General features: G+C 70.6%; 11 protein-coding genes. 8 read left to right on the plus strand and 3 right to left on the minus strand.

All coding sequences use genetic code 11. From position 1 onward, the window contains the following. Complete coding sequence (locus tag GXW71_RS26700) at positions 1–1,527, minus strand: flagellar hook-associated protein FlgK (protein ID WP_211855779.1); 1,527 nt, start codon at positions 1,525–1,527, stop codon at positions 1–3. A 143-nt stretch (positions 1,528–1,670) separates the two neighbouring features. Then, positions 1,671–2,975, minus strand: coding sequence for a flagellar hook protein FlgE (gene flgE, locus GXW71_RS26705; protein ID WP_211855752.1), 1,305 nt, complete (start codon positions 2,973–2,975; stop codon positions 1,671–1,673). 283 nt (positions 2,976–3,258) lie between these two features. Here flgE and GXW71_RS26710 point away from each other — a divergent pair, with 283 nt between their 5' ends. From GXW71_RS26710 to flhA, 8 genes are all read left to right on the plus strand, one after another. Beyond that, complete coding sequence (locus GXW71_RS26710; protein ID WP_211855753.1) at positions 3,259–4,695, plus strand: flagellar hook-length control protein FliK; 1,437 nt, start codon at positions 3,259–3,261, stop codon at positions 4,693–4,695. 15 nt (positions 4,696–4,710) lie between these two features. Beyond that, on the plus strand, positions 4,711–5,385 hold the full coding sequence (locus GXW71_RS26715) for a flagellar hook assembly protein FlgD (RefSeq protein WP_211855754.1): 675 nt from the start codon (positions 4,711–4,713) through the stop codon (positions 5,383–5,385). Between the two features lie 343 nt (positions 5,386–5,728). After that, positions 5,729–7,381 (plus strand): flagellar basal-body MS-ring/collar protein FliF, encoded by a 1,653-nt coding sequence (gene fliF, locus GXW71_RS26720; RefSeq protein WP_211855755.1) that lies wholly within the window; start codon positions 5,729–5,731, stop codon positions 7,379–7,381. After that, a complete protein-coding gene (gene fliG, locus GXW71_RS26725; RefSeq protein ID WP_211855756.1) occupies positions 7,381–8,376 on the plus strand; it encodes a flagellar motor switch protein FliG in 996 nt (331 codons plus the stop codon). Before fliF ends, fliG begins: the two co-directional genes overlap by 1 nt. Positions 8,377–8,449: 73 nt before the next feature. Continuing rightward, complete coding sequence (locus tag GXW71_RS26730; RefSeq protein WP_211855757.1) at positions 8,450–9,049, plus strand: FliH/SctL family protein; 600 nt, start codon at positions 8,450–8,452, stop codon at positions 9,047–9,049. Beyond that, entirely contained in the window at positions 9,046–9,363 is a 318-nt protein-coding gene (gene fliN / locus GXW71_RS26735) for a flagellar motor switch protein FliN (protein ID WP_211855758.1), read from the plus strand. Before GXW71_RS26730 ends, fliN begins: the two co-directional genes overlap by 4 nt. A gap of 4 nt (positions 9,364–9,367) precedes the next feature. Next, the gene (locus tag GXW71_RS26740) at positions 9,368–10,759 is read left to right on the plus strand and encodes a sigma-54 dependent transcriptional regulator (RefSeq protein WP_211855759.1); all 1,392 of its coding nucleotides are present in this window, start codon (positions 9,368–9,370) and stop codon (positions 10,757–10,759) included. A 6-nt stretch (positions 10,760–10,765) separates the two neighbouring features. Continuing rightward, positions 10,766–12,832, plus strand: a complete 2,067-nt coding sequence (flhA, locus tag GXW71_RS26745; RefSeq protein WP_211855760.1) for a flagellar biosynthesis protein FlhA — start codon at positions 10,766–10,768, stop codon at positions 12,830–12,832. Between the two features lie 4 nt (positions 12,833–12,836). Here the strand turns inward: flhA and GXW71_RS26750 are convergent, their stop codons facing one another. Further along, positions 12,837–13,667 (minus strand): hypothetical protein, encoded by an 831-nt coding sequence (locus GXW71_RS26750; protein WP_211855761.1) that lies wholly within the window; start codon positions 13,665–13,667, stop codon positions 12,837–12,839. Positions 13,668–13,725 lie beyond the last annotated feature (58 nt).

Raw genomic sequence — 13,725 nt, forward strand, 5'->3', positions numbered from 1 at the left:
TCAGCGCGCCGCCTGGAGCAGGGCGTCCCACATCGCCTGCACGGTGCTCATCACCCGGGCATTGGCGGCATAGGCATTCTGCAGCGTCACCATATTCGCCATCTCCTGATCGATGTCGACGGAAGACCGCTCCGCGAAACGTATGTTGAGGCCTTCATTCACCAGCTTCGCGTCCTCGACCGCCGTGGTGGCCGCGGCGCGGTCGCCGGTCTGGGTCGCGGTGACGTTGGCGGCATAGCCTTCGATCGTCGTCGGCGCGATGAAGGGTGAAGAAAGCGTGCCATCCGGCCCGAGGCCGGTCGTCGCGATCGGCGGCCAGCCGACGCCGTTCTGCGCCTGCGCGCCGAAGGAGAAGTCGACCACGCGGCCGAGCAGCGTCGAGAAGCCAGCCGGGCCGCCGGCGCCATTGGGCGCGAAGGCCGAAGGCCCGGTCGCCGATCCCGTGACCGTATGGGTGCCGTCGCGGAGCAGCGAAGGATTGGCCTGGACGGCGGGATTGACCACCATGCTGGCCGCGAAGCCGATCAGCGGTCCGCTGTTATAGGGCTGCGTCGGATCGGGCACCGTGCCGCTGCCATCGGCGAAGAGCCGCAGCCCCTGCCCTTCGAAGCGGGCCGCCATGGTGGCAGCGGAGAGATCGACCTCCGCCTGGTAGCGCGGCAGCGTGCTGTCGCGCAGCGTGACGTATTCGCCGAGCCGCCCTCCCTGGATCTGGCTGGTGACGTCGATGCCATAGAGCGTCACCGGCGGGATGGTGCCGCCGCTGCCGTAATAGGAGGACGGCCCGATGACCGCCCCGCTGGTGGAGAAGGGGTCGGTCTTGCTCGGGATGGTGATCGACTGACCGCCCTGGGTGACCAGCGCGATGCCCCCATTCGCCGAGCGCAGCGCCTTGACCGGGATGCTTTCGGATAGCGTGGCGATCGCCTCGTCGCGCTGATCCTCGAGATTGGCGGTGCTGAGCCCGGCCGCCTGCTGTGACTGGATCTGGTCGGTCAGCGCGCTGATCCGGCGGATCGAGGCGTTGGCGGCGTCCACCTCGTTGACGATGCCATCCTGGCTCTGCTGCCGCGTCGCGACGATGGCGCCGGCGACCGCCTGGAAACGATCCGTCACCTGGCTGGCGGCGAGCAGCACATTCCCCTGCCAGCTCGAGGACGCCGGATCGGCCTGCATCTGCACGAAGGCCGTGCGCAGCGCTGAGACACGATCCCCGAGACCGTCGCCGGCCGAGGTCTGGCCATGCGCCATCTCGATGGTCTTGAGCAGGCTCTCGCGCGCCGTGGCGCCGGCGAGCGCGCCGCCCGAGCGGTGCAGCGAGTCGATGACGGCATTGTCCACGTTGCGGGAGGTGAGCCCGAGCCGGACGCCGCCGCCGGCGCCCGTGGTATTGGCGATCGAGGGCAGCGTCTTCTTGGTATAGCCCGAGGTCTGCGCGTTCGCGACGTTGTCCGCCGCCACCGAGAGCGAGCGCTGCGCATAGCGCAGCCCCGACTGGGCGATGGAGAGGGCGGCATCGAGGCTCATGATAATCTCCAGCCTGCGGCAATGGCCATTAACGCTGCGCTAACAAAGCCGAGGAGCGCGAAGGTGCCCTGCGTCGCGCCGAAGGCGCGTCTCCGGCACGTCATGCGAACAGCGTGCTCTTCGCACGACGCGTCCTGGTGGCGCTACCGCCGCATGTTGATGGTGTCCTGCAGCATCTCGTCGGTCGTGGTGACGATGCGGGTATTCGCGGTATAGGCGCGCTGGGCGATGATCAGCTTCGAGAATTCGGAGGCGATGTCGACATTCGAGCTCTCGACGGAACCGATGACCAGCGTGCCGCTGCCATTGCTCGCGGCATCGCTCACCCGCGCCTCACCACTCTCCAGGGTCCGCATGAAGGCCTGGCCATCCATGCGCTGCAGGCTGTCGGCATCGTTGAAGGTGACCACCGGCACGCGATAGGCGACGCGCGACTGGCCATTGTCGTAGTTGATCGCGACATCGCCGTTGTCGCGGATCGAGACCGAGGAGAAGGAGCCGAGCGGCACACCATCCGACTCCAGGTTGCGCAGCTCGAAAGTCTCGCCCGCATACTGGGTCAGGCCGCCCGCCGCACCAAAGGTGCCGAGGTTCAGCGCCATCGCCTGCGCACCCTGGCCGAAATTGGCGTTGAAGCTGATGGTCGCCGGGTTGCCGGCAGTGGCAGCGGAACCAGCGAGGACGCCGGTCGCGCCGCTGAGATTGCTGATCGTACCGGCCGCCATACCACCCGATCCGAATTGCACATCGATGGTGCCGAGTGCGGCAGCGGGCGTGGCGTTGGGGGCGTTGATGCTCAACCGCCACGAATCAGTTGGGGTAGCCAAAGGCGTCCAGGTCAGCGTCATCGGCTGCAGCGTGCCCAATGCGTCATAGACATTGACCGGCGTGACGATCGGAGCAGAGGTGGCTGTCGCATCGGCCGGCAGATTGGCCGAGAGATCGACGTTGCTGGTCGCGATCGGGTTGAAGACCAGCTCGTTGATGCGGATCGGCGAAAGCTGGGTGCGATCCGGCTGGCCGGTGGCATCAGCATTCCAGCCCTGCAGGTAGTAGCCGGAGCCGTTGACCATGTAGCCGTTCTCGTCGACGCTGAAGTCGCCGGCGCGGGTGTAGAATTGCCGCTCGTCGAACTGCAGGCCGCCATTGGCGTTGCCGTCCGGCCGCGCCACTGAGAAGAAGCCCTGCCCGGCGATCGCCATCGCAAGCGGGTTGTCGCTCTGCGTCGGCGTGCCCTGGATGCTGTTCCGGTAGTCGGGCCGCGCCTGCACCGCGCCCGGCTGGTGGCGGGTCGAGGTGCTGTCGGTGATGTAGGACACGAAATTCGTGTCGACGCGCTTGTAGCCGACGGTCTGGCTGTTCGCGACGTTGTCGGAGATGTTGCCGAGCGCGCGGGACTGGGCGGTGAGCCCGGAGATCGCGGTGGTCATGGAGCCGAACAGGGACATGCGGGCCTCCGGGTCCTCTGGTTGGCGCAGGGCCGATGCGGCCATGCGGCGAATGGATGCAGCGACGTGCTGCGCAAGAGCGACTGGGTCCAGGGCAAGGCGCGTGCCAGGCGCTGCGGGGCCGGAACCGGCGATTCCTGCCAGGTGCAGGGGGTAGCGCGCGGCAGGAATTGCCGCCGCCCGGCGCCGATTGCCGGGACAGGACCGGCATGCGGCTGGCCCGGCGCTTGCTGTCACCCGATGGCACGGCGTCCGGCCCGGGACCGCCGCCAGGAGATCGCGTATGGAAACCCCGCAGGTCGCAGCACCCGCCATCGTCGCCGGCCCGGCCGCGCCCGAGGCCGCGCCCGCGGCATCCGGCTTCGCGGCCCTGGTCACCGCGGCGTCCGCGGCCACGGGTCCGGATACCCCGCCGAAGCCCGCCAATGATACGGAGCCGGAGGCGCCGGACGCTGCGGCGGTCGATGCCGGCGCCATGGCGGGCCTGCTCTGGATCACTGCCGCGCCGGCGCCGCAGGCCAGCCCTCAGATGCCGCCGGGGACGGTCAGCATGCCGAACGCGACCGCCGCGGCTGGCGCCAGTGCCGCTACGAACCTTGCCGGGGCGAAGCCGCAGGTCGGCCTCCAGACGCTGCCCGAGGGCTCAGCGCCCGGCACCTCGGCTGTTGCTGCCGACGCCGCCGCTGCCAAGGGGCTTCCCGCCCAAGCTGCCGCGCCCGGTGCCGTCGCCCCAGGCGCCAGCGCGGCACCGGCCGCGCCAGTCACCACTACCGCCAATGAAGCCGGGACGGATGCCGCCGCGGCCGACGCAGCCCCCACGCCCGGCAACGCGGCTCCGGCCACGGGTTCGGCGCAGCCGACCCCGGCTGAGGCCGCTGCCGCAGCAGCCGCGGCGCCGGTGCCCGGCACACCATCGAGCTTGCCGGAGGCGATGGCCACGATCGCCGCCGCTGCCGCCACCGCTTCCACTGCCGCGTCACACGCACCGAAGGTCCAACCCACTCTCTCGGCCCGTGTGGCAACCGCAAAGCCCGAAGCTGCCGCGGCAGCGCCGGCTGCCGATGCCGCCGCAGTCGCGGCGACGCCCGACAAGGCCGCGCCGGACGCCACGCGACCGGTGTCGCCAGCCGAATCCAACCCCGCACCGCCCCCCGTTTCCCGGGCGGCGGAGCTGTCGAAGCCGGCCGCCCGCACGGCAGAGAAGGAGCCGTCGGAGCTGCTGCCGGCCGGCGCTGTGGCCGCCGCTGCGCTCCGTACCGCCGAGATGGCCGCGGAGGCGCCGCGCGCCGCCCCACCCTCCCCGCCGGCGCGCCAGATCGCGCCGATGGCGGTCGCGCTCGCCTTCTCTGTCAGGGATGGCGAGAGCAGCAACCTGTCCGTGGCGCTGGATCCGGGTGAGCTTGGCCGCGTCGAGGTCAGCGTCGAACGCCAGGCCGGGCACACCGCGGTCCGGGTCACCGCCGAACGGCCGGAGACCCTGATGCTGCTGCAGCGCGACCGGCATGAGCTCGATCGCGCCCTGACCCAGGCCGGCATCGCGACGGAAGGGCGCTCACTCGACTTCAGCCTCTCCGGCCAGGGCGCCGGGCAGCGTGACGGGCAGCAGGACGCACCGACATCCTGGAGCGGCTTCACTACCGGCGGCGGCCCTGCGCGCCCTGCCGCCGTCGCCGAGCCGGCACCCCGCCTTTCGCTTTCGCTTCTCGATATCGCCGTCTGAGCAGGAGATAGATCCATGTCCGGCACCGTAGGCACGACCGCCACCGCCCAAGCCGCCGCCAACGCGGCGCAGCAGGCCGCATCGACGCCGACCATCGCGTCCGACTTCAACACCTTCCTGACGCTGCTGACGACGCAGCTCAAGAACCAGAGCCCGACCGATCCGCTGGATGCCAACCAGATGATGGCGCAGCTCACGCAGTTCGCCTCGGTCGAGCAGCAGGTCAACATGAACCAGAACCTGCAGCAGCTCATCAGCCTGCAGCAGGTCAATGGCTTGACCGCCGCGGCCGACCTGGTCGGGCACCGCGTCGAAGTGCAGTCGAGCAGCCTCTCCCTCCAGCAGGGCAGCGCGGAGCTGCGGCTGCCGGCGCGTGGCGCGGCGTCGACCGCGGTCGTCACGATCAGCGACAGCGCTGGGCGCGTGATCCGACGGGCGGAGGTGCCGCTGACACAAGGGACGCAGGCCTGGACCTGGGATGGGCGCAACGACACCGGCATCCAGCAGGTCGATGGAGCCTATAGCGTGGCGGTCGCCGGCATCGGCAGCGATGGCAAACCGACCAGCCAGGCACAGTCCTTCACCGTGATCGGCACCGCGACCGGTGCCTCGCGCAGCGGCAGCAACATCGTGCTGAGCATGGGTTCGTTGACCGTCCCCTACGACCAGCTTCGGGCGGTAGTTCAGTAATATCTGTCCTCAAGTGCCGGCGCCGGCATCCGCCGGCTTGGCTTGCGCGCTGTCAGGGCGGCATTGGCGGCAACGGTCGGTCGCGCGCGGGCCGCATTCGCGGCCTCGGCCTGCATCGGCTGACGCCTCGCAGTCCGGCCTTTCCAGGGGCGGCCTGCGGCCGCGTGGTATTGGTGCTCGGCGCTCGACCGGCGCGCCCGTCAGACGGGTGTGCTCATCAGTGCCTGCGGGCAAAATCTGCCCATTAACCGTCCGCTAGGGGCGAGCCCGGCAAGCTTTGCCCAGCGCGCGGCAGGATGCCGCCGCGAAGGAGCGGCGCAACCGTGCAGCCTGGACGTGACCTATGGGCGGTTTGATCGCGCAACTGCGGGCGCTCGGGCCACGGCGGCTGGGCGCGATGGCGGCCGTGGGCGCCGTGCTGATCGGCCTCCTCGCCTGGATGATACTCCGCGCGGGCCAGCCGACCATGGCGCTGCTCTATGGCGAGCTCGAGGCACGCGACGCGGCGCAGGTGGTGGCCAATCTCGACCGTCAGCGCGTGCCCTATCGCATCGCCGGCGGCGGCACCCAGATCCTGGTGCCGGAGGAGATGGTGCCGCGGATGCGCCTGGCGCTGGCGCGCGAAGGCCTGCCGAATGGCGGCACCACCGGCTACGAGCTGTTCGACCGCAGTGAATCCCTGACCACCACGCCCTTCCAGCAGGACGTCAATCGCCTGCGCGCGCTGGAAGGCGAGATCGTCCGCAGCATCCGCACCCTCTCCGGCGTGCGCGCCGCACGGGTGCACCTGGTGCTGCCGCGCCGCGAGGCCTTCCTGCGGGAACGCGGCGAGGCGCAGGCCTCCGTCGTGCTGACCATGCAGGGTGCCCAGCGGCTGGACCGCGAAGGCGTGCAGGCGGTGCTGCACCTGGTGGCGACGGCAGTGCCGGGGCTCAGGCCGCAGAACGTCTCCATCGTCGACAGCCGCGGCGAGCTGCTGGCCCGCGGCGGCCAGGCACTGGCGGGCCCTGCTGCCGCGCAATCCCAGGACGAGATGCGCCGCGCGCAGGAGCTCCGGATCACCCGCGCGGTGGAGGAGATGCTGGAGCGCACCCTCGGCGCTGGCCGCGTGCGGGTGGAGGCGAATGTCGACCTCGACTTCGACCGCGTGCAGACCACCGAAGAACGCTTCGACCCCGACAACCAGGTGCCGCGCAGCACCAGCACGACCAATGAGAGCTCGCGCGGCGGCGACAACGCGCCCACCACGGTGCAGAACAACCTGCCGGGCGCCGATGCCGGCGCCGGTGCCGGCAGCCAGACCAACGAGAACCGGTCCGAGGAGACGATCAACTACGAGATCGGCCGCACCACGCGCAACATCCTGCGCGAGCATCCGGTCACCCGACGCCTCTCCGTCGCGGTGCTGGTCGACGGCGTGTGGGAGCCGCAGCAGGACGCGGCCCCGCGCTTCCGGGACCGCACGCCGGAGGAGCTGCAGCGCCTGACCTCCCTGGTGCGGAGCGCTGTCGGCTTCAACGAGCAGCGCGGCGACCGTGTCGAAGTGGTCAGCCTGCGCTTTGCCGAACCACCGCAAGGCCCCGCGGCGGCGGAGCCCGGGATCTTCGGCCTGCCGATCACGCCGGCGATGTTCGGGCGCCTGTCGGAGACCCTGGTCTTCGCGCTGGTGGCGCTGCTCGCGATCCTGCTGATCGGCCGGCCGATCGCCAAGCGCCTTGCCGTCGGCATGACCGGCCGGCCGGCGCTGGCGGGTGCCGCAGCGGGGACCGCGGCCGGCGCGATCGCCGGTCCCGCCGGAGCGGGAGCGCTGGAGGGCAGCGGCATGGCGGCGCTGCCGCCCGGCGAGGAAGGCCCGGAAAACCTCGTCTCGCTGCGCAACATTGAAGGCCAGGTGCGCTTTACCGCCATCGCGAAGCTGCATGATCTGGTCGAGAAGAATCCGGACCAGACGCTCGCCGTGCTGCGCTCCTGGATGGCACCGGAGGAGGCGTCCTGATGCAACTCAAGACCGGCCCGCAGAAGGCGGCAGCGCTGCTGCTGACGCTGGGCGACGACAAGGCGGCGGTGCTCTTCGCGCGCATGCACGAGGATGAGATCCGCGACCTCTCCACCGCCATGGCGACGCTCGGCAAGGTGCCCGCCGATCAGATCGAGGCGCTTTGCCATGAATTCGCCGACAGCCTCGGCAATACCGGCAACATCGTCGGCTCCTGGGAAGTCACGGAGCGGATGCTGCTGAAGACGCTGCCGCGCGACCGCGTGTCCCAGATCATGGAGGAGATCCGCGGCCCGGCCGGGCGGACCATGTGGGACAAGCTCGGCAACGTGAACGAGACGGTGCTCGCAAACTACCTCAAGAACGAATACCCGCAGACCGTCGCCGTCGTGCTCTCCAAGGTGAAGCCCGACCATGCGGCGCGCGTCCTCTCGCTGCTGCCCGAAGCCACCGCCATGGAGGTGGTGATGCGCATGCTTCGCATGGAGAATGTGCAGAAGGAGGCGCTGGAGGGCGTCGAGCGCACGCTGAAGATGGAGTTCATGTCGAACCTCGCGCGCGCCCAGCGCCGCGATGCGCACGAGATGATGGCCGAGATCTTCAACAACCTCGACCGCAGCGCCGAGACGCGCATCCTGACCGCGCTCGAGGATCGCTCGCGGGAGGCCGCCGAGCGCATCCGCGCCCTGATGTTCACCTTCGACGACCTGCAGCGGCTGGACAGCGCCGGCATCCAGGTGCTGCTGCGCGCGGTGGAGAAGGACAAGCTGGCGCTGGCGATGAAGGGTGCCAGCGAGCGGCTGCGCGACCTGTTCCTGAAGAACATGAGCGAGCGCGCCGCGAAGCTGCTGAAGGACGATATCGCGGCACTCGGACCGGTGCGGCTGCGCGATGTGGACGAGGCGCAGGCGATCGTGGTCGCGACCGCGAAGGACCTGGCCGCACAGGGCGAGATCCAGCTCAGCGACGGCCGCGACGAAGAAATGTTGACCTGATATGCGCAACAGCTTCGCACCCCTGTCCATCTCGAGCCTGGCGCCTGTCGCCGAGCCCGGGCGCTCGCGCGCCATGCCGGTCACAGGGTTCGCCCCGTCCTTCCGGTCGTCGTCGCCGCCGGTGCCGACGGATCCGGCGGCGCTGCTGGCCGAGGCCATGGAGGCCGCGCGCGTCGTGGCGCGTGAGGAAGGCCACGCCGAAGGCCACGCCGCGGCGTTGGCGGAAGTGGCGAATGCCCAGGATGCCGTGATCGCGGCCGCGCTGGCCACGCTGCCCTCCGCCCTGGCCCGGCTGACCGAGGCCGCCGGCAATGCCGCGCGGGAGGAGGCCAGGACCCTTGCGGGGATCGTCCTCACCGCGTTCGACGCGGCGCTGCCGGCCGCCGCCACCCGCGCGACCCCGGATGCCGCGGCCTACCTCGCCGCACGCCTGGCGCCGCTGCTGGAGCAGGAGACGCGCGTCACGCTGCACGTTGCGCCCGAGCTGGCGGAGGCAGTCGCCGCGCGCATCGCCGATCCGCGCCTGGCTGTGGTGCCTGATACCCGCCAGCCGCCCGGGGACCTGCGCGCAGAATGGCGCGGCGGCACAGCCTCCTTCGACCTCGCGGCGCGTCGCGCCGCGATCCGCAGCGCCCTGGCCGAGGCCGGGCTCGCCCTGGAGAATGACCCATGACGGGTGACAATGTCTTCGAACCGGTGTCGGCCGTGACCGACGAAGCCCGCAGCGGCTCCGCCGCACGGGAACTGGAAGCGGTCTACGATATCCCGGTCCAGATCAGCGCCGTGCTCGGCCGTGCCACCATGCAGGTCAGCCAGCTCCTGAAGCTCGGCCGCGGCGCCGTCGTGGAGCTCGACCGCAAGCTCGGCGAAGCGGTCGACATCTATGTCAACAACCGCCTGGTCGCGCGCGGCGAGGTGGTGATGGTGGACGACAACCGACTGGGCATCACGATGACCGAAATCGTGAAGTCGGATCGCGGCCTTTAGCACCATGGCAAGGCTGCTCATCATCGGCTCGCTGGAGGCGGAGCTCGGCCAGGCGGCCCGCATCGCCATCGCGCGCGGCGCCCGGCTGACCCAGGCGGAGGGCGTGACGGCAGCGCTGACGCTGCTGCGGGCCGAGGGCGCCGACCTCGTGCTCTGTGACGTGCTTCATGATATCGGCTGGCTGGTGCAGGGCATGGTCGCCGAGCGCATCGTCTGCCCGATCGTCGCCTGCGGCCGCACCAGCGATGCGGAAGCGGCGGTACGCGCGATCCGCGCCGGCGCCAAGGACTTCCTGCCGCTGCCGCCGGAGCCCGACCTGATCGCGGCCATGCTGCAGACGGCCGCCGCCGGAGCGGAGGCGCCGGTGCATCGCGACGCCGCCATGCTGCGGCTGCTGGAAAGCGCCACCACGCTGGCCCGGGCCGATGCTTCGGTCCTGATCACCGGGGAAAGCGGCACCGGCAAGGAAGTGCTGGCGCGGCACATCCACGCCTCCTCCCGCCGCTCCCGCGGCGCTTTCATCGCGCTGAACTGCGCGGCCCTGCCCGAGAGCCTGCTGGAGAGCGAGCTCTTCGGCCATGAGAAGGGCGCCTTCTCCGGTGCCGTTGCGCTGCGGCGCGGCAAGTTTGAGCAGGCCGATGGCGGCACCCTGCTGCTCGACGAGATCGGCGAGATGGACCCGCGCCTGCAAGCCAAGCTGCTGCGCGCCATCCAGGAGCGGGAGATCGACCGCCTCGGCGGCGCCGGCCCGGTCAAGATTGACGTCCGCATCCTGGCCGCGACCAATCGCGACCTGGCGCGGGAAGTCGCCGCCGGGCGCTTCCGCGAGGATCTCTATTTCCGCCTCAATGTGATCCGCCTGCGCATTCCGCCGCTGCGGGAGCGCGCGGCCGACATCCTGCCGCTGGCCGAGCATTTCGCGCAGCGCTACGCCCAGGCCAACGGGCTGCCGTCGCGGGACTTCACACCGGATGCGCGCGAGCTGCTGCTTGGCCACACCTGGCCCGGCAATGTGCGGGAGCTGGAGAACGCCATCCACCGCGCGGTGTTGATGGCCGGGGGCGAGGTGATCGGCGTCGACGCCATCGAGCTCTCCGCCATGCCCGCACGCGCCGAACCGGCGACGGCGGTGCCGGTGCTCGCCATCCCGGCCGTGTCCGTGCCGAAGCCGGGCAAGCCGGTCGCGGCCCTGGTCGGGCGGCGGATGGAAGATGTCGAGCGGGAGCTGATCCTGGAGACGCTGTCGCATTGCCTCGGCAACCGTACCCGCGCCGCCGAGCTGCTCGGCATCTCGATCCGCACGCTGCGCAACAAGCTGCACGAGTATCGCGCTTCCGGCCTGCCCGTCCCGCCAGCTCCGGGCACGGTCATGCCCGAAGCCCTTCCGGCGGGCTGATTTAGAATGGGGAGCATCGCGCTGCCCGGCTGGCTCGGGCGGATGACGCCGGGCAGCGACGTGGCGCTGGCGCTCGGCGTCGCCGCGCTGCTCGTGGTGCTGGTGGTGCCGCTGCCGGTGGTGCTGCTGGATCTCGGCCTAGCGATCTCCATCACCCTCTCGGTGCTGGTCCTGATGACCGCGCTGTTCCTGGCCCGACCGCTCGACTTCACCTCCTTCCCGACACTGCTGCTGCTGAGCACGCTCCTGCGCCTCGCGCTCAATGTCGCGACGACGCGCACCATCCTGACCCATGGGCATGAGGGGCATCAGGCGGCAGGCCATGTCGTCTCGGCCTTCGGCGGCTTCCTGATGGGCGGCGACGTGGTGGTGGGCTTCATCGTCTTCGCCATCCTGCTGGTCGTGAACTTCATGGTGGTCAGCAAGGGCTCCGGCCGCATCGCGGAAGTCGCGGCGCGGTTCAGCCTGGACGCCATGCCCGGCAAGCAGATGGCGATCGACGCCGACCTCTCTTCCGGCATGATCGAGGAAAATGAGGCGCGGCGACGCCGCAAGGAGCTGGAGGAGGAGACCGGCTTCTATGGCGCCATGGACGGTGCCGCGAAATTCGTGCGCGGCGACGCGATCGCCGGCCTGATCATCACCGTCATCAACCTGCTCGGCGGCATCGCGATCGGCGTCGCGCGCCAGGGGATGCCCTTCGCCGACGCGGTCGAGACCTTCACCGTGCTGACGGTCGGCGACGGGCTGGTCAGCCAGATCCCGGCGCTGCTGGTCTCGATCGCCGCCGGCATCGTGGTGACCAAGGGCAGCGCCGAGGGCAGTGCCGACAAGGCGCTGATCGGGCAGCTCGGCGCCGGCTGGAAGCCGATGGCGCTCGCCTCCGGCGGCGCGGTGCTGATGGGGCTGCTGCCGGGCATGCCGCTGCTGCCCTTCTTCGGCCTGGCCGGTGCCGCGGGCTATGCCGCCTGGCGCAAGCGTGCCGAGGAGACGGCGATGGTGGAGGCGCTCGCCACCCCGCCCCCTGTGGCCGCCACCGAAGCACCGCTGGCGGAGTCCATGCGCATGGACATGCTGCGGCTGGAACTCGGCTATGGCCTGCTCTCGCTCGCCGCCGGGGAGGCGCCGCGGCTCACCGAGCAGATCCGCGGGCTGCGCCGCGCCATCGCGACGGAGATGGGCTTCGTGCTGCCTTCCGTGCGCGTGCAGGACAATCTCCAGCTCCCGCCCGACACCTATGTGATCCGGCTGAAGGAAGTGGAGGTCGGGCGCGGCCAGCTTCGCCCGCCGATGCTGCTGGCGATCGACCCCGGCAACGCCATCCAGGATCTGCCCGGCCACCGCACGGTGGAACCGACCTTTGGCCTGCCCGCCCTCTGGATCGAGGAGACGAAGCGGGAGGAGGCGCTGTCGCGCGGCGCCACGGTCGTCGATTGCGCGGGTGTCATCGCGACCCACCTGACCGAGCTGGTGCGGGAGAACATGGCCGAGCTGCTCTCCTTCGCGGAGACGCAGAAGCTGCTCGACGAGTTGCCGCGCGAGCAGCAGAAGCTGGTCTCGGACCTGGTGCCGGCCCAGATCAGCCTCGGCAGCGTCCAGCGCGTGCTGCAGGCCCTGCTGGCCGAGCGTGTGTCGGTCCGCGACCTGCCGACAGTGCTGGAGGGCATCCAGGAAGCCTGCGCCGGCGGCGCCCGAGCGGTGCAATCCATCACCGCCATCGTGCGGGCGCGGCTGGCGCGGCAGATCACCGACCAGGCGCGGGGGCCAGGCGGCTACGTGCCGATGATCACGCTCGGCGTCGAATGGGAGACCGCCTTCGCGGAAGCCCTGGTCGGTCCGCCGGAGGAGCGGCAGCTCGCCATCGCGCCATCGCGCCTCGGCGAATTCATGCAGCGCGTGCGCGATCTCTTCGACGCCGCGACCGCGCAAGGGGAGCAGCCGGTGCTGGTCTGCTCCTCCGGTATCCGCGCCCATGTGCGAGCCATCGTGGAGCGGTTCCGGCCATCGACCACGGTCCTGGCGCAGACCGAGATCCACCCGCGCGCCCGTATCCGCACCATCGGCAGCCTGTAGGCGCTCAGCGCGCCAGCGCCAGGATCTCGCGCCGGGTCAGGGCTTCGGCCTCGGTAGCCGGCAGACGCGCCAGCGCAGCGAGGTCCCGTCCCTGCGCCGCGGCGCGCTGTGCGATCACCCAGCCCAGCACATAGCCGCTGCGCGCCGGGATGTCGCCGCGGTAGTCATAAGCGAGGTAGCGGGCCCGCGTCGCATTGGCGGTCGCGCCGAGCACCGGCGGCAGCTCTGCCGCGACGCGTGCGATCACCTCCGGCCCGATCGCCGCCAGGGCCGCATCGCCGAGCAGCACGCGAAGGCGCGTGGCATCCGGGTTCAGCACTGCGCTGGCATGTACGGCGAGCCCTTCCTTCCAGATACCGAGCCAGAGCGGGTCGCCCGCCGGCAGGAGCAGCGTCGGGTTCACCTGATGGTGGTAGAGATGGAAGGATTCATGGTCGAGCAGGATGCCGAGATCGGCGTCCGCGCCGTGCAGCCTGACCACGCCGTCCAGGCCAACGAACAGCACGATGCGGTCGCGCCACATCCGGACACGGGCGTCGAAATAGTAGAAGGACGGCAGGATGGTGACCGGCGCATCATCCACGGCATCCGGCAGCGCGCGGCGGAACCGCGCCGCATGCGCCTGCCAGAGCGCCGGGAACTGCGCGGACAGCCGGCGGACGGCGGCGGCCATCGGGTCGAAGACCTGCAACCAGCGCACGAAGTCGACACGGCCGATGCCGGCGCCGCGATAAGCCTCGATCTCTGGGGTGAAGAAGCCCTCGACGATCGCCCGGCCGCGCTCCTCGACGGTGCCGCCGGCGGCGCGGTCATGGACCGCCCAGAAGGCTGGCATAAGGTCGCGGGCCGCCCCGGCCTGCGCTGCCGCTCCGCCGATTCGCAGACCAGCCAGC

The sequence above is a fragment of the Plastoroseomonas hellenica genome (assembly GCF_018129085.1).
Lineage (GTDB): Bacteria > Pseudomonadota > Alphaproteobacteria > Acetobacterales > Acetobacteraceae > Plastoroseomonas > Plastoroseomonas hellenica.